Consider the following 18,350-nt stretch of genomic DNA (forward strand, 5'->3'; position numbering starts at 1 on the left):
GGTCATATTCTGACCGAACTTAGCCGTATAACGGCAATATGCAGGCGTGAATGCCGCGAAACTTGGAACGTACGTTGCTCTATCGCCTGGTTTTTGTGAGTGAAATGATCGGTGGGATCGGGACGGACGTGCAGTCGGTCGCCGAAATCCTCGGCGCGTCCGAGCGTAACAATCGCCGCGACGAGATCAGCAGCGCCATGATGTTTTACGAAGGCGAAGCGGCCCAGATGGCGGAAGGCGCGCGCGCAGACCTGGACCGACTGCTGACGCGGCTGTCGAAGGACCCCCGTCATCGCAACATCCGCATTCTCGAAGACCGCCCGGTGATGCAGCGTCGGATGCGGGACTGGGCTCGTCTGTGCGCGCTCACCGATTTGCAGGCTCAGGACATCCTGTGCGGTCGGCGGTTGAGCGATCTGTCCAGCACGGGGCTGGAAAAGCTGCTGTCGTGCGAACACGTCAAGATGGCCGCCTGACCCGCCTCTGACCCGCCCCCGAGGCGGCGCCTTCTGTTAACCCTCATCGCCTAGCTGTCGCGTGTCGGGCCTTGGCCCTGAGTTGCGTACAGAGTGGGTATGGCGTTGTTCCGCATTGTCTATGTGAGCGAGGCGACCGGGTCGGTCGGCTCCGGCCTGATGCCCCTGATCGACATCATCGGCGTGTCCGAACAGAACAATCGCCGCGACCATCTGACGGGCGTGCTGATGCGTCACGAAGGACGGTTCCTGCAGGTTCTGGAAGGCGCACGCTCCGATTTGAACCGCGTCATGGCGCGGGTGAGCCAAGACCGTCGCCACGATAATCTGCGCATCCTGTCGGACCAGCCGATCTCGGAGCGCCTGTTTCCCGACTGGGCCATGGCGCGGTTGGAGACGACGCCTGATGTCGAAGCCTTTTTGGCTAACGGTCTGAAACAGGCGGACGTCCCCGCCGAGGTGGATCGCCTGCTGGCGGGTCTGGTTCAGACGACGGCCGACGCCGTTTGACGCTGAGCCCCCTCGCGCCCCGTCGTCGGCAGGGCTAAATAGGGCGGTGATCTTTTCCGAAGCCGAAGTCGAACGCTATGCGCGCCACCTTGTCCTGTCCGAAGTGGGCGGGCCGGGGCAGCAGACGCTGAAACGCGCGCGGGTGCTGATCGTCGGCGCGGGCGGGGTGGGGTCGCCGGCGGCGCTTTATCTGGCGGCGGCGGGCGTCGGGACGCTGGGCCTGATCGACGACGACGTGGTGGGCCTGTCCAACCTGCAGCGCCAGATCGCCTTTTCCACGGCGGAGGTCGGCCGGCCCAAGGTCGAGGCGGCAGCGGAACGGCTGGGTGGTCTCAATCCTCATGTGGCGGTCGAGACCTTCGCCGAGCGGCTGACGCTCGACAATGCAGCGGCCCGGGTGGCCGCGTTCGACATCGTCCTGGACGGGACCGACGATTTCCAGACCCGGCTGTGGGTCAATGCGGCCTGCGTCGCGGCCGGCAAGCCGCTGGTGTCCGGCGCTTTGGGCCGCTGGAACGGTCAGGTCGGGGTGTTTGCGGGCCGGCCCTGCTATCAATGTTTGACGCCGGAGATCCCGCCGGACGCGGAAACCTGCTCGCGCGTCGGGGTGGTCGGGGCGTTGGCCGGCGTGATCGGGTCGATGGCGGCGCTGGAGGTGATCAAGCTGATCACGGGGGCGGGCGAGGCCCTGACCGGACGGCTCCTGCTCTATGACGGTCTGGCGGGCACAGCGCGCACCGTGCGGGTGGGGGCAGACCCCCATTGCCCGATCTGCGGCGGCTGAGCCTCAGGCGGCGGTGGCGAAGCGGATGTCGGCCAGGTCCAGATCCGGCAGGGGGGCGGCGAAGCCCAGGGCGGGATTGCTGAGCACAGTCACCAGCCGCTCGCCGCAATACAGATACAGGGTCTCGAACCCGACCCAGTTGCGGGCGATCCCCTCCAGCGCCTGATTGGCTGCCGTGTCGTTGGCGGCGTCCAGGACGCAGATGTCCCGCACCGGAACGCCGGGCAGGTTGACGATGCAATAGTAGGAGTCCAACGCAACACTTCCTCAGACAGGTCGCCGGAAACGAAGCTCGCTCGCGGCGGTTCCTCCCCTGCCCGTGGTTTTCGACAGCCGTGTGAGTCCGGTCCGACAGACTTGTGAACAGGAGGCCCGATGGCCCGACGTCCCGCCTCGCCCAAACGCCTGAACGCCGCCAGTCTGAGCGGGTTGGGGGCGGATCGCCTGGGCGAACTGCTGATGCAGGCGGCCGACGCGGACGCCATTCTGAAGCGCAGGCTCAGGCTGGTGCTGGCGGCCGAGGCCGGGCCGGACCTGCTGGCGCTGGAACTGGACAAGCGTCTGTCGACCATCGCCGCCAGCCGCGCGCGGGTGTCGTGGCGCAAGCGCCCCGACCTGCTGCGGGATCTGGACATCCTGCGCGGGGCTATCGTCGATGATCTGGCCGTGGCGGCGCCGGGGGAGGGGCTGGAGCGGCTGATCGCCTGGTTCGACCTGTTTCGCGGCCTGGCGACGCGGGTCAAGGACCAGAAGGGCGAGGTGTCGGCCGCGTTTGAGACGGCGGCGCCGGACCTGTGGCGGATCGCCGGGGCTGCGGTTCAGGCGGACGAGAGGGCTGTCGCGCTGTTGGCTCAGGCGGTGGAGCGTCAGCCGCTGGAATACGCTCGCTGGATCGGGCCGGGCGGCGAGGAACTGACGGCGGACCTGGCCATGCGGCTGCTGGACCCTCTGGACAAGGCGTCGAGCGCGCGCGGGATGCGGACGGTGATGCGGCGGCTGGCGGACCGGGCCGGCGATCTCGATCTGTGGCTGTCGCTGACGACGCCGGAGGAGCGGGGCTCGCCGGATTTCGCGGCGGTGATGGCCAAGCGGCTGCTGGTCGCCGACCGTGTTCCGGAGGCGCGACAGGCGCTGGAGGCGGCGCTGGCGCCCTCGGCGGGCAATCGGCGCTGGACGTTCGGACGTTCGCCGCAAGCCGGCCCTCCGACCCTGACGCCGGCCTGGGAGGCGACCTCGATCGACCTGCTGGAAGCCGAGGGCCGCAAGGACGAGGCGCAAGAGCTTCGCTGGGCCATGTTCGAACGCGACCTGTCGGCGCCGGTGCTGAGGGCCTATCTGGCGCGCCTGCCGGATTTCGACGATGTCGAGGCGCTGGACCGCGCCCTGGCGCACGCCGCCACCTATGCCGATTTCGAGACGGCGCTGAGCTTTCTGATGGACTGGCCCGCGCACCGCGAGGCGGCGGCCTTGGTCGAACGCCGCATCCGCGAGGTCCGCACGCCGCTGCCGCTTAAGGCGGACTGGGCAGCGCGGCTGGCGCAGAAATATCCGGAGGCGGCCGAGCGGCTGCTGGACGCGGGCTAAAGCATGGCTGGAATGACCCGGTCCGGCGGGCGGTGGCCGTTCTGGTAGGTCATGACATTGGCGATGACCCGGTCGCCCATGTCCTGGCGGGCTTCCAGGGTGGCGGAGCCAAGGTGGGGCAGAAGCACGACATTGGGCTGGCCCAGCAGGCCTGGGTGGATGTCCGGCTCGTTCTCGAACACGTCCAAGCCGACGCCGGACAGGGCGCGCATGGCGACGGCCTGAGACAGGGCCGCCTCGTCGATCAGTTCCCCGCGCGCGGTGTTGATCAGTATGGCGTGGGGCTGAAGCCGGGCCAGGCGTTCGGCCGACAACAGGTGATGGGTGTCCCTGGTCGCCGGACAGTTCAGCGAAACGATGTCCATCCGCGCCAGCATCTGATCCAGGTCGTCCCAATAGGTCGCGCCCAGTTCTTCCTCGATCAGGGCCGGGACGGGTTTTCTGTTGTGATAGTGGACCTGCAGGCCGAAGGCCTTGGCGCGACGGGCCAGGGCCTGGCCGATGCGGCCCATGCCGACGATGCCCAGCCGCTTGCCCCACAGTTTGCGTCCGCACATCCAGGTGGGGGTCCAGCCCTCAAACCGGCCCTCTGCGACCACCTGGGCGCCCTCGACGATGCGGCGGCTGACCGCCAGGATCAGGCTCATGGCCAGGTCGGCGGTGTCCTCGGTCAGGACGCCGGGGGTGTTGGTGACGATGATACCGCGCGCCACGGCCGCGTCGATGTCGATATGGTCCACGCCGGCGCCGAAGTTGGCGATCATCTTCAACTGCTCGCCCGCGCCGTTGATCAGGTCGGCGTCGATGACGTCCGTGATGGTCGGGACCAGGACCTCGGCCCGCTGGACGGCGGCCTGGAGCGCGGCGCGGTCCATCGGCTGATCCTTGAGGTTCAGTTCGGCGTCGAACAGCTCGCGCATCCGCGTTTCCACCGCGTCGGGCAGGCGTCTGGTTAATACGACCTTAAGCTTGCGGGCGGACATTGCGGGCCTTGGTTTGCGGGCGGCGATTCAGACGGATCGAAAGCCCGCGCGACGGGTCGTTCCATTCAGTGTCTAGCAAAGCCGCCGCCATCTTCCAAAGCCTGCGACGCCGCACCGCCGTCGTTCTGGCGATTCTCGGTCTCTGGGTGATGGCCAGTGCGGGCGCGACCATGCCTGACGGCCGCCCGACACCGACCGGGCTGGAGGTGCCGCGCTGGATTTCTCTGAAGTCCTCGCACGTGCGCGCCCGTCAGGGTCCGGGACTGGATTATCCGATCCTGTGGGAATACCGCGCCGCCGGTCTGCCGGTTCAGGTGATCGCCGAGACGACCGAATGGCGCAAGATTTGCGATCCCGACGGCGCCGTGGCCTGGATCCACCGCACCGTGTCGTCGGGCCGACGCTATGTCTTCAACACCACCGCACAGGAAGTGCCGATCCGGTCGGGCCGTTCGGAGACGGCCTCGGTGCGGGCGCGCCTGTCGCCGCGCGCCCTGGTGCTGCTGGACGAATGCGAGGAGGGTTGGTGCAAGGTCCGGGCGCGAAGGCTGGAAGGCTGGGTGGCGCAGCGGGCGGTGTTTGGAACCCAGGAACGGGCGTTGTGCAACGCCAATCGGCCGGCGGGCACGGGGCGCAACTGACCGCACGCTGTTGAGCGAAGCGGCGCGGTCGTGTAACCCGCGCGCAACGTCTTAAGAAACGGAAGCGCCTTGACCCAGTCCCAATACCCTTCGTCCTTTGATCATGAGGCCCTGCTGGCCTCGGGCCGCGGCGAACTGTTCGGTCCCGGCAACGCCCAGCTGCCCGCCCCGCCGATGCTGATGTTCGACCGGATCACGACGATCAATGCAGACGGCGGCGAGCACGGCAAGGGCTATGTCGAGGCCGAACTCGACATCAATCCCGAGCTCTGGTTCTTCCAGTGCCACTTCATCGGCGACCCGGTCATGCCGGGCTGCCTGGGCTTGGACGCCATGTGGCAGCTGGTCGGCTTCTACCTGGGCTGGATCGGCGGACCCGGCAAGGGCCGCGCCCTGGGTGTAGGCGAGGTCAAGTTCACCGGCCAGGTCACGCCGGACATCAAGAAGGTGGTCTATAAGATCAACCTGAAGCGCGTCATCAACCGCAAGCTGGTCATGGGCATCGCCGACGGCGTGCTGGAGGCCGACGGTCAGGTCATCTACACCTGCAATGACATGCGGGTCGGCCTGTTCGGCGCCAAGGATGAGGCGGCGGGCGCTTAAGCCCCTATATAACCGCGAACAAGGCGGAAGACCCTCGGGTCGAGAAGCATCAGAAGGAAACACCATGCGTCGTGTCGTCGTCACTGGCCTGGGCATCGTCTCCTCCATCGGTCACGGCGCCGAAGAGGTCACCCAGTCCCTGCGCGAAGCCCGTTCGGGCGTCGTCCATGCCCCAGATCACGCCAAATACGGCTTCCGCAGCCAGGTCTGGGCGCCGCCCAAGATCGGCCCGTGGGAGGAACTGGTGGACCGTCGCGCGGCCCGCTTCCTGGCCAACGGCACGGCCTGGGGGCACATCGCCTTCGAAGAGGCGCTGAAGTCGTCGGGCATGACGGCGGACGAGATCAAGGACGACCGCATCGGTCTGATCGTCGGCGAGGGCGGTCCCTCGACCCAGGTCATCCTGCAGGCCGCCGCCACCACGGTCGAGCGCGGGTCGCCCAAGCGCATCGGCCCGTTCGCGGTGCCCAAGGCCATGGCGTCCGGCCCCTCGGCGGTGCTGTCCACCTGGTTCCAGATGCGCGGCGTCAACTATTCGATCAGCTCGGCCTGCGCGACCAGCGCCCACTGCATCGGCGCCGGGGTCGAACAGATCCAGTGGGGCAAGCAGGACGTGGTCTTCGCCGGCGGCTGCGAGGACATCGACTGGTCCATGTCGAACATGTTCGACGCCATGGGCGCCATGTCGTCCGACTTCAACGACAATCCGTCGGTCGCCTCGCGCGCCTATGACGTCAACCGCGACGGTTTCGTCATCGCCGGCGGCGCCGGCATCGTGGTTCTTGAAGAATACGAGCGGGCCAAGGCCCGCGGCGCAACCATCTACGCCGAAGTCACCGGCTACGGCGCCAATTCCGACGGCCATGACATGGTCGCCCCCTCGGGCGAGGGCGCGCAACGCTGCATGAAGATCGCGCTGGAACAGGCCGGCAATCCCCGGATCGACTATCTGAACCCGCACGGCACCTCGACCCCGGTCGGCGACTCCAAGGAAATGGAAGCCGTCCGCGCCGTCTTCGGCGACCAGATGCCGATGATCTCCTCGACCAAGTCGCTGACGGGCCATTCGCTCGGCGCGGCGGGCGCGCAGGAAGCCATCTACTGCCTGCTGATGATGCAGAACGGTTTTGCGGCCGAGAGCGCCCATATCGAAAACCTCGATCCGGCCTTCGAGGGCATGCCCATCCTGCGCAAACGCCACGAGGGCGAACTGACCCACGTCATGTCCAACAGCTTCGGCTTCGGCGGCACCAACGGTACGCTGATCCTGTCGAAGGTCTGACCCTCTACGATGACTCGTCATCCCAGGGACAAGTCCTGGGATGACGAAACTTTGCGCCGTAGAAGCCCAATAGCGTCATCTGCGGCCGATCTTTACCAATTTGTCTGTTTACACGACCGGCTCTCGCCCTTAGAGAGCGTCGCCGTGACCCAGCGCCTGACCAAAGCGATGACCTCGAAAACCACCGGCTTCGGCGGGGCGGTTTCGGGTGTGCGCAAGGTCTGAAGCGCCGAACCCCGATCCCAAGCCCCGCCGATGCGCGGGGCGGTCGATCCGGCTGAGCCCCGCGCCTCCATTCTTCTAGGAGACGCCTGAATGTCCTTTTCCCCGTCCAATCCCACGCACGTCGGTATCGTCGGCGCCACCGGCCTCGTCGGCGAGATGATGCGCGGGCTGTTAGCCGAGCGGAACTTCCCGCTGGCCTCGCTGCGCCTGTTCGCCTCGGCCCGGTCGGCGGGCAAGACGATCCGCTTCGGCGAGACCGACATCGTGGTCGAGGATGCGGCGAGCGCGAACTACGCCGGTCTGGACATCGTCTTCTTCTCGGCCGGCGGGGATACGTCCAAGGCTCTGGCGCCCAAGGTGGCGGCGGCCGGCGCGGTGGTGATCGACAACTCCTCGGCTTGGCGCAGCGACCCCGAGGTGCCGCTGGTGGTCGCCGAGGTGAACCCCCACGCCTTGGCCAACCTGCCCAAGGGGATCATCGCCAACCCCAACTGCACCACCATGGCCGCCATGCCGGTGCTGAAGCCCCTGCACGACGCGGCGGGGCTGAAGCGTCTGACGGTCTCGACCTATCAGGCCGTCTCGGGCGGCGGGATCGAGGGCATCCGGGTGCTGGAGGACCAGGCGCGCGCCACCGTGGGGCAGGGCGCGGCCCTGGCCCGCGACGGCGGGGCCGTGGACTTCGGCGCGCCCGAAAAGTGGGTCGTGCCGATCGCCGCCAATGTGGTGGCCCTGAACTACACGCTCGGCGAGGACGGCTATACCGACGAGGAGCTGAAGCTGCGCGACGAGAGCCGCAAGATCCTGGAGATCCCCGGCCTGCCGGTGTCGGGCACCTGCGTGCGGGTGCCGGTCTTCACCGGTCACTCGCTGTCGATCAATGTCGAGTTCGAACGCCCGCTGTCGGCGGCCCAGGCGTTGGAACTGCTGGCCCAGGCGCCCGGCGTGGTGGTGACAGCCGTGCCGAACCCGCTGGAGGCCGCGGGTCAGGATCCCGTCTTCGTGGGCCGGGTGCGTCCCGATCCGACGGTCGAGCACGGCCTGGCCCTGTTCGTCTCGAACGACAATCTGAGGAAGGGCGCGGCTCTGAACGCGGTTCAGATCGCCGAGGTTCTGGTCCAGCAGCGCGGCTGATCCGACCACAGGCGGGGTTCAGTCGTAGCGCACGCCGCTGAGATAGAGCCCCGCCGAGGGGGCGACGGGACCGCACCGGGCGCGGTCCTTCGCCTCCAGCGCCGCCTTGACGTCATGGGCGGTCCAGCGGCCCAGACCCACCTCGACCAGGGTTCCGGCCATCGACCGGACCTGACGGTGCAGGAAGCTGCGGGCCTGGAAGACCAGGTGCACCTCCTCGCCGAAACGGCTGACACGGGCCACGTCCAGGGTCTTGACCGGCGACTTGGACTGGCAGCCCACGTCGCGGAAGGTGGTGAAGTCGTGCAGACCGACCAGGACCTGGGCGGCGTGGTGCATGGCCTCGGCGTCCAGGGTCTTCTTGACGTGCCAGACCCGGTCCCGCTCCAGCACCGGCTGGGGGCGGCGGTTCAGGATCCGGTACAGATAGCCCCGGCCAGTGGCGGAGAAGCGGGCGTGCCACTCCGGATCGGGCGCCGGCTCGGCGGACAGGACGCAGACATCCTGTTTCACTAGATGGGCGTTCATGGCGTTCAGGACGGTGTCCACCGACCAGTCGCGCTCCAGATCCGCATGGATGACCTGGGCCGTGGCGTGAACGCCGGTGTCGGTGCGCCCGGCGGCGGCGATACGGACCTGCTCGCCCGAGAAGGCCAGGATGGCGGCCTCCAGCGCGCCCTGAACCGTCGGCTGGTCCGGTTGCGCCTGGAAGCCGTTATAGGCCGTGCCGTCGTATTCGATGATCAGCTTGTAGCGCGGCATCAGCCGAGCACGGTCCCGACCGGCAGGGGGAAGCCGCGCAGCATCTCATCGGCCGATTGCGCCGCCTTGCCTTCGCGCTGGACCCGGATCAGGCGTAGGGCGCCGGTGCCGCAGGCGACAGTCAGGGTGTCGTCCAGCACCGCGCCGGGCGCGCCGGATCCGTCGGCGAGGGCCGACAGCAGGGCCTTGACCCGTACCGGTCCGGCCTCTGACGGCGCTTCAAACCAGGCGCCGGGGAAGGGCGACAGGCCGCGGATGTGGGCGTCCACCTCGGCGGCGGGACGGGTCCAGTCGATGCGGGCTTCGGCGGGGGTGATCTTCTTCGCATAGGTCGGTTCGCCGACCTGTTCCGACGGGGTGACGCTGCCGCGCTCGATGGCGGCCAGCGCCCGGGGCCACAGGCCGGCGCCGACATGAGACATGCGCTCAGACAGGGTGGCGGCCGTGTCGTCGGCGCGGATGTCCATCAGTTCGGTCAGCAGGATGGGGCCTTCGTCCAGCCCGACGCCCATCTGCATGATCTGGGCGCCGGTCTGGGCGTCGCCGGCCATGATGGCGCGCTGGATCGGCGCCGCGCCGCGCCAGCGGGGCAGCAGCGAACCATGAAGATTGAAACAGCCCAGGCGGGGCGCATCCAGCACCTCGGCCTTGAGGATCTGACCGTAGGCGACGACGCAGGCGGCGTCGAGGTCCAGGCTCTGGAAGGCGGCGATGGCGTCCGGGCTCTTCATCGACTCGGGCGTGAAGACCGGCAGGCCCATAGTCTCGGCGAAGGCGTGGACCGGCGACGGCGTCAGCTTCTGGCCCCGGCCCCTGGGGCGCGGCGGCTGCGAATAGACTGCGACAATCTCGTGACCCGAGGCGATCAGCTCGGCCAGGGACGGCACGGCGAAGTCGGGAGTTCCCATGAAGGCAAGGCGCATGGGCACGCCTTTAGAGCATGATCGTTTCGGACGGAACTGCAATGCGGTTCAGGCCGAAGCGTGAATCATGCTCTCCAAGAAGGCGGTTTAGGCCGCCTACTGCCAGCGGGTGAAGACGCCGCCGCCCTCGTCCCATTCGCCGCCCGCGTCCAGGGCGTCGTCAAAGTCGAGCAGCTTGTCCAGCAGCAGGCCCGCCACCACGCCCAGCAGGGCCACGCCCGCCAGGGTCGCGACCCCGGCGACGCCGATCTTCTGGCTGCGGGTCAGGCGACGACGGCCCTCGGAATCGATGATCAGCGAGCGGCCGCGCGGAATGGCCGGCGCGATGCGGCGCGCGGCGCGTTCGATACGTTCGGGGCGGACGATCTTGGTCATCAGGCGGCGATCCTGTCGCGGGCGGCCTTCTTGACCTTGGTCACGGCGCGATCCCGCTTGAGACGCGACAGATGGTCGATGAAGAGCACGCCGTTAAGGTGGTCCATCTCGTGCTGGATGCAGACGGCATAGAGGCCCTCGGCCTCTTCCTCCACCGACTGACCGTCACGGTTCAGATAACGAATGCGGACGCGGGCCGGGCGTTCCACCTTGTCGAAATACTCGGGGATCGACAGGCAGCCCTCTTCGTAGGTGTAGAGCTCGTCCGAGGTCCACAGGATTTCCGGATTGGCGAAGAAACGCGGGTTTTTGCGCGCCTCGAACGCCTCGGGCGTGTCCTCTTCCTCGGTCTCGGGGATCGTGCCGTCGCGATCGCCCAGGTCCATGACGATGACCCGGTCCAGGGCGCCGACCTGCACGGCGGCCAGGCCGATGCCGGGCGCGTCGTACATGGTCTCCAGCATATCGTCCATCAGGGCGCGGACGGCGTCGTCCACCGCCGCGACGGGCGTGGAAACCTGCTTCAGGATCGCCAGGTCGGCGGCGTTGTCGATGGTGAGGATGCGTCGGATGGCCATGGCCGGGACGTAAGCCCGCCCCGGCGTCAGGTCAAGATTTGCGCCTATTCCTTGCCGGCCCTATTCTTTGCCAGGAAGCGCACGCGGTTTGCGGTGCTCGTCGATGGCGACATAGGTGAAGACGCCCTGGGTCACCCGCACGGACGCGGCCTGGGGCTGGCCCCGCGCCCGTTTCCAGGCCTCGACCTGAACGCGGATCGAGGTGCGACCCGAGCCGATGACATGGGCGTAGATGCTGACCTCGTCGCCGACCGAGACGGGCTGGTGAAAGACCATGCTGTCCAGCGCCACGGTGGCGCAGCGTCCGCAAGCCAGTTCGAACGCCGGGGTCGCGCCCGCCACGTCCATCTGAGCCAGCAGCCAGCCGCCGAAGATGTCGCCCTCGGGATTGGTGTCCGCCGGCATGGCGATGATGCGGCCGACGGGCTGGAACTCGGGCGGTTTTTCGGGGGCGTCGGACATGATGGAGCCTGCTGTTCGGGGAGGCGGGCTCTCTAGCGCGGCTTTTGCGGCTTGTCGCCTTTGAGCGATCTTTGTCCGCGCCGGCACAGAGAGTGTCAAACGGGAGGTACGCACGGCCTGGGCGTCTCGCAGCGCACGCCAGGCGGCGCCCAGCTCCATAGCGGTGAGAAGATGGTCCTGGGTCAGGGTTTCTCGCCGGGCGTTTCGCAACGCTGCGACATCGCCCAGAAGACGGGCGGCGGCGCGAAGGTCTTCGCGCTCCGAGCGGGCACCCAGATCCTGAAGCCGCGCGAACCGCCAGCCCTGTTCGGGTGGGTATTCAAGCGCCAGGGCGAACCGTTCGGATGGCCCAAGGTCGGCGGACAGAAACGTCCACTCCTCGCTGTCGGGCTCGCGCCGGTAGTGACCGGGCTGCGTCGGCCAGCCGGCGCCGGCGTAGATGTCGAGCGCGCCGGCCTCGATCTCGTCCAGCGCCAGGTCCAAGGCGTCGGGTTCGGCGGGGTCCAGATCGGCAGGACGCTCGAACGGATCAGCGCGGTCGTCGGCAGGCGCGGCGGCGGGCCTGCGTGAGAACAGACCCGAAAGCAGCGCCCGCCGTCTGGCCATGATGTCAGTTGTTGTTGAGCGTGCTGGTCACCGACACGTCATAGACGACGCGGGTCAGGCTCTGAACCACCTCGAAGAATTTCCGCATCTCGGCGGCGCCGGCCAGGGGCACATAGATCACGTCTTCCGGCATGACCTGCATGTTGGTGGCGGCGAAGACGTTGGCGGCGTCGCTGAAGTCCAGTTCATAGACCACCGGCACGCCGCGCGGGGTGGCGGGCTGGTTGATCCCCAGGGCCTGGGCCACCTCGGGGCGTTCGAAGCGGAAGATCAGAACGCGACGGGCGTTGGCGGTGTTGGTGTTCAAGCCGCCGACCTTGGACATGGCGCCGGTCAGGGTCATGGGGCCGGCCGGCATGTCGACCTGGGCCACGGCGTTCAGGCCGCCGAAGGTCGAGAAACGGCGAGGCTTGTACTGGACATTGACCACGTCACCGCGTTGCAGGCGGACGTTCTCGCCGAACTCGGTCGTCACGGCCGACAGGGGGGCGGTGTAGGTCTGGCCCTCGCGCTGGATCGAGATGGTCAGGTCGTCGGTCGTGCGGGCCGAGCCGCCGGCCGCCGCGATGACGTCCAGGATACGGTCGCTGTTGACGCCCAGAGGCGCGCGGCCCGGCTGGCGCACGTCGCCCAGAACGTTGACGGTGTTGGAGGCGTTGCCGGCGATGGATACCAGAACCTGAGGGTTGGCGACCTTGCCGACCAACGAACGTCGGATGGCCGCCGCCGCTTGGGTCGAGGTCAGGCCCTGGACGCGAACCTGACCGCCGAACGGAATGGCGACCGAGCCGGAGCGATCAACGACGGCGCCCGGCAGGGCCTGATTGCCACCGGTCAGGGTCGTATTCGTGCGGCCGGACGACGAGCCGGAGCCCAGGGTTCCGCCGAACAACGAGCCGGAAGGATCGAATATCGAGATCGCCAAGGTGTCGCCTTCGCCAATCACGTCGGCGGGCTGGTCGCTGGATCCGGCGGCCAGGGTGCCGAAGAATTGCGGGGGCACCTGTTTCATCCGCTCGGTGACCTCGTAGGTCAGCGGCACCAGGGCGTAGCTGCCCAGGGTGGAAGCTGTGGTGGCGCCGGCGTTGACCGAGGCGCCCGACGGTCCGTCGCGCGGCAGGGTGGAGCAGCCGCCCAGGATGGCGACGATGGCGAGCGGCAGGATGGTGCGAGTCATGAAGCGGGGTAGCCCTTGTTCGCGGATTGATTACAAGCCTTTGAACGCGCTCGCCAGAGGCTAGGCGTGTTCAAGGCCGATGGCGTCGGCGACGATGCGGAAATGCCCTGGCCAGTCCGGGGCGATATAGGCCGGGGGCGATGCTGGGGCCGCCTGCGTGGCGCGCTCGATGGCGGCCAGCCAGCCCAGGCCGTCAAGCGGGTCGATCAGTTCGGCGTTCGGCGTCAGTTCGCGGTGCGGCGGGATGTCGGAGGCGATCAGGGGCAAGCCCATGGCGCAGGCCTCGACCGCCGGCAGGTCGAACCCCTCGACGGAGGAGGGGGCCAGCACGGCGCGGGCGCCGCGCATCAGACGCGCGAGGACGGCGTCGGACAGGTTGGAGGCCTGATGCACCACCCCCTGCAGATTGGGCGAGCGTTGCAGATGATCCAGCACCGCCTCGTTCTCCCAGCCGTAGCGGCCGACCAGCACCAGCGACGGGGTTCGCTCGCCCAGCCGCTCCTCCAGCCGGCGCCACAGCGTCAGCAGAAGGGCCAGGTTCTTGCGCGCCTCTATGGTGCCGACATGGACGAAATAGGGCCGGGCCGCCGCGACGGCGTCGCCGGCGACGAATGCCGGCTCCAGCCCAAGGTGGGCGATGTGGATGGGGGGCTGGGGCAGGCCTTCACGACTGGCGAAGGCGCGCAATTCCTCGCCGGTGTAGGCCGAGTTAACGATGATCCGGCTGGCGAGGCGCAGGGTGTTGGCGACGCGCGCATGATGTTTCTCGCCATCGCCAGGGCGGCAGAACTCGGGATGGGTCACAGGAATCAGGTCGTGGATCAGGACGACCCGCTCGATTCCGGCCGCCTGAAGACCTTGAAGCGCCGCCGGATCGTGCAGGGTGGTGTGCCCTACGGTCAAATAGAGGTCGGCCTCCGGCAAAGGCTTGGCGTGACGGGACCGAAAGAACTGTTTCAGCACGCGAGTCTTGTCGGCGGGCTTCTCCTGCACGGGGGCCGGGGGCGCGCCCAGCACCGATGCGGCGGGCCGAGTCTCTGAGGTCAGGGCCGCCAGCAGTCGCTGTTCGTGCGCAAGATCGGCTGGAGAACTGGCCGCCCCGTTCCATTTGGCCCGCAGATCGACGACGAAACGTCGGAACCAGCCGATCTCGACGGCGACGAGCCGGTTCTTGCGACCCCGCACTGGAATGGTCGTCACGTTCGGCGAGGCCAGCAGCCATTCGGCATAGGCCAGACAGACTCGGTCCACGCCGGTCGGGGCGGAGCGGTCGGCCCGGCTCATCAGCCGGCTGGCGTCATAGAGAATACGCATTTCAGGCGACGTAGCCGGCCTGCATCAGTTCGGCGACATGGACGATGGCCGTAGGCTTTCCGTTCTCGACCACGAACAGATTGGCGATCTTGTTGGCTGTCAGCAGATCGACGACATCGCTCATACGCGCATCGGGATCGACGGTAATGGGGTTGGCCCCCATGATGTCGGCCGCTTTCAGATGGGTGGTGTCGCGCTGGAAGGCCCGGCGCAGGTCGCCGTCGGTGACGATCCCGACCAGCGAGCCGTCATCGGCCAGTACGGCCACGGCGCCCTTGCGGCCCTCGGTGACGGCCGACACCACATCTCCAAAGCTCGCGTTCAGCGGCACGCTGGCCGGAGCGGCGGCGTTGTCGCCCATCCATTCGCGCACGCTCTGCAGGCTCATGCCCAGGGCGCCGCCGGGGTGATGCAGGCCGAAGTCCATCGCCGTGAACTCCCGACGATCCATCAGCACCATGGCCAGGGCATCGCCCAGGGCCAGGGTCATCAGGGTCGAGGTGGTGGGGGCCAGGCCGTTGGGACAGGCCTCAGCCACCTTGGGCATGGTCAGGCAGACGGCGGCGTTGCGCCCCAGGAAGCTGGCGGGGCGTTGGGTAATGGCGATGACGGGGATGCCGTTGCGCTGGCAATAGATCAGCGGATCGCGCAGTTCGCGGCTCTCGCCCGAGTTGGAAATCGCCAGCACGGTCACGTCCGGACGCAGCATGCCCAAGTCGCCGTGGCTCATTTCGGCCGGGTGAACGAAGAAGGCGTTGGTGCCCGTCGACGCCAGGGTCGCGGCGATCTTGCCGCCGATATGGCCCGACTTGCCCATGCCCGTGACGACGACATAGCCAGGTCGGCTCATGATCACGTCGACGGCGCGGGCCATCGACACATCGATCGAACGCTCCAGCGCCTCCAGCGCCTCGATGTTCAGCCGGACGACCTCGCGCGCGCGATCGGTCATGCCAGCGATGTCTTCGGGGGTCGAGTGAACGATCTCGGTCATGCTGTGACGGCCCGCAACCGGGCTCTCCTTCTTTGACGGGCGCGATCCACCGTGACTGCGTGGCGCGCGCCGCCCTCCTTTCAGACGACTTTGTCGGTTTCTGGTCAACCTTTGCCGCATTGGCGCGTTACGGTCGCCGGGGAAGTCAAAATAAAGAGTCTGATCGTCAATGCCGTCTCATGCCGGAGCCGCTTCGCTATTGCTCCCGACACCGCCTGTCGTCGCCGACGGGATCGCCCTGTTTCTGGACATGGACGGCGTCCTGGCGCCGATGGCCCCTACGCCTGACGCGGTCCTGCCCACGGCGCGACGCACGTCGGCGCTGAAGGCGGTCGAGGCGCGCCTGTCCGGTCGCGTCGCCATCGTCAGCGGGCGCACCATCGCCGAGATCGACCGCATCTCCGACAACGCCCTGATGTCCGGTTCGGGCGTGCATGGTCTGGAGCGCCGTCTGAAGGACGGCTCGATCCAGCGCAAGACGGCGGACGCTGGGGTCGCCGAGGCCATGGAGGCGTTCGAGGCCTTTGCCGCCGACCGGCCCGGCATAATTGTCGAGGACAAGGGCGTGTCGGTCGGCCTGCATTACCGACAGGCGCCAGACGAGGCGGGCGCCGCCAAGGCGCTGGCCGCCGAACTTCAATCCGAAACCGGCCTGACGCTTCAACCCGGCCATATGGTGCTGGAACTGAAGACTCCGGGGGCCGACAAGGGCACGGCTGTCACCGCCTTCATGCAGGAGGCGCCGTTCAAGGGCGCGGTTCCGGTCATGCTGGGCGACGACCTGACCGATGAATACGGGTTCGAGGCGGCGGCGGTCCTGGGCGGCTATGGCGTGCTGGTCGGGCCCGAGCGCGAGACGGCGGCGCGTTACCGCCTTGATGATGTCGATGCCGTACTGACCTGGCTTGAAGCCGTAGCGAAGGCCTGAACCGATGAAGCCCAATCTTGATCTTTTCCCCATCGGCAACTGCGGCGTCAGCGCCCTGATCGACCGTCAGGGCCGCTTCGTCTGGGCCTGCGCACCCCGCGTGGACGGCGACCCGGTGTTTTCCGCCCTGATGGACGGAGAGGAACCCGATCACGGTTTCTGGGCCATCGAGATGGAGGGGATGACATCGATCGAGCAGGCCTATGTCCGCAATACCCCGGTGCTGCGCACAGTGATGACGGCCGAGGACGGTTCGAGCGCAGAGATCATCGACTTCGCCCCGCGCCATCCCAAACATTCACGCACCTATCGCCCGCTGGCCTTTGCGCGGATGGTGCGGCCGCTGTCGGGCACGCCGCGCATTAGGGTCAGGCTGCGGCCCTCGACGGACTGGGGCGCGCGCCCGGCGCCGAACACCTCCGGCTCCAACCACATCCGCTATATGTGCGCCGACGTGACCTTCCGCCTGACGACCGATTGTCCGGTGTCGCACGTGCTGGAGGAACGGGTGTTCCGGCTGGAACGGCCGCACGCCTTCTTCCTGGGTCCGGACGAGGGCTACGACCAGGATGTCGGTCACGGCGTGCAGGGCGCGCTGGACCGGACGGTGGCCTACTGGCAGGACTGGGTGCGCAAACTCTATCTGCCGCTGGACTATCAGGAGGCGGTGATCCGCGCGGCGATCACGCTGAAGCTTTGCGCCTATGAAGAGACCGGCGCCATCGTCGCCGCCATGACGACCTCGGTGCCCGAGTTTAAGGAGAGCGGGCGCAACTGGGACTATCGCTACTGCTGGATTCGCGACGCCTATTACACGGTGCGGGCGCTGAACCGGCTGGGCGCTGTGGACATCCTGGAGAACTACCTCGTCTATCTGAGGAACCTGGTCGACGATTCCGCCGGCGGTCACGTCCAGCCGGTCTATGGCGTGGGTCTGGAGCCGGGCATCGGCGAAAGCATCGTCGATTCCGTCGAGGGTTATCGCGGCATGAAGCCGGTGCGGATCGGCAACCAGGCGCACGAGCATCTGCAACATGACGTGTACGGACAGATTGTCCTGCCGCTGGTCCAGGCCTTCTATGACGCGCGCCTGCTGCGCCCCGGCACCCTCGACGACTTCCATGCGCTGGAGACCATCGGCGAGCGGGCCTTCGCTATGCACGACAAGACCGACGCCGGCCTGTGGGAGTTCCGCACCATCGCGCGGGTGCACACCTATTCCTCCGTCATGTGCTGGGCCGCCTGCGACCGCCTGGCCAAGGCGGCGGACCATCTGGGCCTGCCGGATCGCGGCGAGTTCTGGCGCGAACGGGCCCGCATCATCCGCGAGCGGATCGAGGCTGAAGCCTACCTGCCCGACGAAGGCCGGTTCGCCGCCAGCTTCGGCGGGCGCGAGCTGGACGCCTCCTTGCTGCAGATGACCGATCTGGGTTTCCTGGAGGCGCACGATCCGCGTCAGGTCGCTACCTTCGACGCCATCGAGCGCGATCTGAAGAAGGGGCCGTTCCTGTTCCGCTACGTCGAGCCGGACGACTTCGGCGAGCCGGAAACCGCCTTCAACTTCTGCACCTTCTGGTTCATCGAGGCCCTGCACCAGAACGGCCGGATCGAGGAAGCGCGCACCATCTTCCAGGAAATGCTGGACCGCCGCACGGCCGCAGGCCTGTTGAGCGAGGACATCTCGATCGACGACGGCGAACTGTGGGGCAACTATCCGCAGACCTATTCGCTTGTCGGGATCATCAATTGCGCCGTGCTGTTGAGCCGTTCGTGGACCGATGTGCGTTAATATCCGGACCCCGGGGCTGGGGTCGCCGTTCGAAGTGAAGTCATGAGCCGCCTTATCGTCGTTTCCAACCGGGTCTCCGCCCCGGCAGACCCTGCCGCAGGGTCTGCCGGCGGCCTGGCCATGGCCCTGTCCGCTGCGTTGAGAAAATACGACGGCCTGTGGTTCGGCTGGTCCGGCGAAACGATCGACCACTATACCGGCGAGGTGAAGATCGAGGACC

The 18,350-nt window shown here is 67.5% G+C and carries 20 protein-coding genes and 1 pseudogene; 11 read left to right on the plus strand and 10 right to left on the minus strand.

The window, feature by feature from the left end:
• Positions 1-74: 74 nt before the first annotated feature.
• The 3 genes from ACK4MH_RS14375 to ACK4MH_RS14385 all read left to right on the plus strand — a co-directional run bounded on the left by ACK4MH_RS14375 (position 75) and on the right by ACK4MH_RS14385 (position 1,770).
• Entirely contained in the window at positions 75-476 is a 402-nt protein-coding gene (locus ACK4MH_RS14375; protein ID WP_409719549.1) for a BLUF domain-containing protein, read from the plus strand.
• 99 nt (positions 477-575) lie between these two features.
• A complete protein-coding gene (locus ACK4MH_RS14380; RefSeq protein ID WP_409719551.1) occupies positions 576-986 on the plus strand; it encodes a BLUF domain-containing protein in 411 nt (136 codons plus the stop codon).
• Between the two features lie 46 nt (positions 987-1,032).
• A complete protein-coding gene (locus ACK4MH_RS14385; protein WP_409719553.1) occupies positions 1,033-1,770 on the plus strand; it encodes a HesA/MoeB/ThiF family protein in 738 nt (245 codons plus the stop codon).
• 3 nt (positions 1,771-1,773) lie between these two features.
• Here ACK4MH_RS14385 and ACK4MH_RS14390 read toward each other — a convergent pair whose 3' ends face one another.
• Positions 1,774-2,025, minus strand: a complete 252-nt coding sequence (locus ACK4MH_RS14390; protein WP_409719555.1) for a hypothetical protein — start codon at positions 2,023-2,025, stop codon at positions 1,774-1,776.
• Between the two features lie 120 nt (positions 2,026-2,145).
• Between ACK4MH_RS14390 and ACK4MH_RS14395 the strand changes: the two genes are divergently transcribed.
• Positions 2,146-3,354, plus strand: coding sequence for a DUF6880 family protein (locus ACK4MH_RS14395; RefSeq protein WP_409719557.1), 1,209 nt, complete (start codon positions 2,146-2,148; stop codon positions 3,352-3,354).
• On the opposite strand, the gene ACK4MH_RS14400 is transcribed toward ACK4MH_RS14395, so the two are convergent.
• Positions 3,351-4,337: a 2-hydroxyacid dehydrogenase gene (locus ACK4MH_RS14400; protein ID WP_409719559.1), complete on the minus strand. Its 987-nt coding sequence runs from the start codon at positions 4,335-4,337 to the stop codon at positions 3,351-3,353. The genes ACK4MH_RS14395 and ACK4MH_RS14400 overlap by 4 nt on opposite strands.
• A 68-nt stretch (positions 4,338-4,405) precedes the next feature.
• On the opposite strand from ACK4MH_RS14400, the gene ACK4MH_RS14405 reads away from it, so the two are divergent.
• The 4 genes from ACK4MH_RS14405 (at position 4,406) to ACK4MH_RS14420 (ending at position 8,222) form a co-directional block, all read left to right on the plus strand.
• Positions 4,406-4,978, plus strand: a complete 573-nt coding sequence (locus ACK4MH_RS14405; protein WP_409719561.1) for an SH3 domain-containing protein — start codon at positions 4,406-4,408, stop codon at positions 4,976-4,978.
• Between the two features lie 69 nt (positions 4,979-5,047).
• Entirely contained in the window at positions 5,048-5,581 is a 534-nt protein-coding gene (fabA, locus tag ACK4MH_RS14410) for a 3-hydroxyacyl-[acyl-carrier-protein] dehydratase FabA (RefSeq protein ID WP_372693327.1), read from the plus strand.
• A gap of 64 nt (positions 5,582-5,645) precedes the next feature.
• Positions 5,646-6,863 carry a beta-ketoacyl-ACP synthase I gene (fabB, locus tag ACK4MH_RS14415; RefSeq protein WP_409719564.1) on the plus strand — a complete coding sequence of 406 codons (1,218 nt, stop codon included), beginning with the start codon at positions 5,646-5,648 and terminating at the stop codon, positions 6,861-6,863.
• A gap of 315 nt (positions 6,864-7,178) precedes the next feature.
• Entirely contained in the window at positions 7,179-8,222 is a 1,044-nt protein-coding gene (locus ACK4MH_RS14420; RefSeq protein ID WP_409719566.1) for an aspartate-semialdehyde dehydrogenase, read from the plus strand.
• A gap of 18 nt (positions 8,223-8,240) precedes the next feature.
• Here the strand turns inward: ACK4MH_RS14420 and truA are convergent, their stop codons facing one another.
• From truA to ACK4MH_RS14460, 8 genes are all read right to left on the minus strand, one after another.
• On the minus strand, positions 8,241-8,984 hold the full coding sequence (gene truA / locus ACK4MH_RS14425) for a tRNA pseudouridine(38-40) synthase TruA (RefSeq protein ID WP_409719568.1): 744 nt from the start codon (positions 8,982-8,984) through the stop codon (positions 8,241-8,243).
• Positions 8,984-9,907, minus strand: a complete 924-nt coding sequence (gene fmt, locus ACK4MH_RS14430) for a methionyl-tRNA formyltransferase (protein ID WP_409719570.1) — start codon at positions 9,905-9,907, stop codon at positions 8,984-8,986. The genes truA and fmt overlap by 1 nt, the downstream gene beginning before the upstream one ends.
• A gap of 96 nt (positions 9,908-10,003) precedes the next feature.
• Positions 10,004-10,282 (minus strand): hypothetical protein, encoded by a 279-nt coding sequence (locus tag ACK4MH_RS14435; RefSeq protein WP_409719572.1) that lies wholly within the window; start codon positions 10,280-10,282, stop codon positions 10,004-10,006.
• Entirely contained in the window at positions 10,282-10,860 is a 579-nt protein-coding gene (gene def, locus ACK4MH_RS14440) for a peptide deformylase (protein WP_409719574.1), read from the minus strand. Before def ends, ACK4MH_RS14435 begins: the two co-directional genes overlap by 1 nt.
• 60 nt (positions 10,861-10,920) lie before the next feature.
• Complete coding sequence (locus tag ACK4MH_RS14445; RefSeq protein ID WP_409719592.1) at positions 10,921-11,322, minus strand: acyl-CoA thioesterase; 402 nt, start codon at positions 11,320-11,322, stop codon at positions 10,921-10,923.
• A 610-nt stretch (positions 11,323-11,932) separates the two neighbouring features.
• Positions 11,933-13,105 (minus strand): polysaccharide biosynthesis/export family protein, encoded by a 1,173-nt coding sequence (locus tag ACK4MH_RS14450; protein ID WP_409719576.1) that lies wholly within the window; start codon positions 13,103-13,105, stop codon positions 11,933-11,935.
• Positions 13,106-13,165: 60 nt separating this feature from the next.
• Positions 13,166-14,419, minus strand: a complete 1,254-nt coding sequence (locus tag ACK4MH_RS14455) for a glycosyltransferase family 4 protein (protein WP_409719578.1) — start codon at positions 14,417-14,419, stop codon at positions 13,166-13,168.
• 1 nt (position 14,420) lies between these two features.
• Positions 14,421-15,413, minus strand: a complete 993-nt coding sequence (locus ACK4MH_RS14460; RefSeq protein WP_409719580.1) for an SIS domain-containing protein — start codon at positions 15,411-15,413, stop codon at positions 14,421-14,423.
• 169 nt (positions 15,414-15,582) lie between these two features.
• Between ACK4MH_RS14460 and otsB the strand changes: the two genes are divergently transcribed.
• The 3 genes and pseudogenes from otsB to ACK4MH_RS14475 all read left to right on the plus strand — a co-directional run.
• A complete protein-coding gene (gene otsB / locus ACK4MH_RS14465) occupies positions 15,583-16,341 on the plus strand; it encodes a trehalose-phosphatase (protein ID WP_409719582.1) in 759 nt (252 codons plus the stop codon).
• Positions 16,342-16,345: 4 nt separating this feature from the next.
• The gene (locus ACK4MH_RS14470) at positions 16,346-18,130 is read left to right on the plus strand and encodes a glycoside hydrolase family 15 protein (RefSeq protein ID WP_409719584.1); all 1,785 of its coding nucleotides are present in this window, start codon (positions 16,346-16,348) and stop codon (positions 18,128-18,130) included.
• 42 nt (positions 18,131-18,172) lie between these two features.
• A pseudogene (locus ACK4MH_RS14475) lies at positions 18,173-18,350 on the plus strand (trehalose-6-phosphate synthase); the annotation flags it as partial.

Origin of the sequence: Brevundimonas sp., assembly GCF_046295075.1 — a bacterium.
In the GTDB taxonomy this organism is placed as follows: domain Bacteria; phylum Pseudomonadota; class Alphaproteobacteria; order Caulobacterales; family Caulobacteraceae; genus Brevundimonas.

Bases quoted from the DNA above. Each gene is read 5' to 3' on its own strand.
- ACK4MH_RS14380 (WP_409719551.1), top strand. From the start codon at position 576: ATGGCGTTGTTCCGCATTGTCTATGTGAGCGAGGCGACCGGGTCGGTC.
- ACK4MH_RS14395 (WP_409719557.1), top strand. From the start codon at position 2,146: ATGGCCCGACGTCCCGCCTCGCCCAAACGCCTGAACGCCGCCAGTCTG.
- ACK4MH_RS14400 (WP_409719559.1), bottom strand. From the start codon at position 4,337: ATGTCCGCCCGCAAGCTTAAGGTCGTATTAACCAGACGCCTGCCCGAC.
- fabB (WP_409719564.1), top strand. From the start codon at position 5,646: ATGCGTCGTGTCGTCGTCACTGGCCTGGGCATCGTCTCCTCCATCGGT.
- ACK4MH_RS14420 (WP_409719566.1), top strand. From the start codon at position 7,179: ATGTCCTTTTCCCCGTCCAATCCCACGCACGTCGGTATCGTCGGCGCC.
- truA (WP_409719568.1), bottom strand. From the start codon at position 8,984: ATGCCGCGCTACAAGCTGATCATCGAATACGACGGCACGGCCTATAAC.
- fmt (WP_409719570.1), bottom strand. From the start codon at position 9,907: ATGCGCCTTGCCTTCATGGGAACTCCCGACTTCGCCGTGCCGTCCCTG.
- ACK4MH_RS14435 (WP_409719572.1), bottom strand. From the start codon at position 10,282: ATGACCAAGATCGTCCGCCCCGAACGTATCGAACGCGCCGCGCGCCGC.
- def (WP_409719574.1), bottom strand. From the start codon at position 10,860: ATGGCCATCCGACGCATCCTCACCATCGACAACGCCGCCGACCTGGCG.
- ACK4MH_RS14445 (WP_409719592.1), bottom strand. From the start codon at position 11,322: ATGTCCGACGCCCCCGAAAAACCGCCCGAGTTCCAGCCCGTCGGCCGC.
- ACK4MH_RS14450 (WP_409719576.1), bottom strand. From the start codon at position 13,105: ATGACTCGCACCATCCTGCCGCTCGCCATCGTCGCCATCCTGGGCGGC.
- ACK4MH_RS14455 (WP_409719578.1), bottom strand. From the start codon at position 14,419: ATGCGTATTCTCTATGACGCCAGCCGGCTGATGAGCCGGGCCGACCGC.
- ACK4MH_RS14460 (WP_409719580.1), bottom strand. From the start codon at position 15,413: ATGACCGAGATCGTTCACTCGACCCCCGAAGACATCGCTGGCATGACC.
- otsB (WP_409719582.1), top strand. From the start codon at position 15,583: ATGCCGTCTCATGCCGGAGCCGCTTCGCTATTGCTCCCGACACCGCCT.
- ACK4MH_RS14470 (WP_409719584.1), top strand. From the start codon at position 16,346: ATGAAGCCCAATCTTGATCTTTTCCCCATCGGCAACTGCGGCGTCAGC.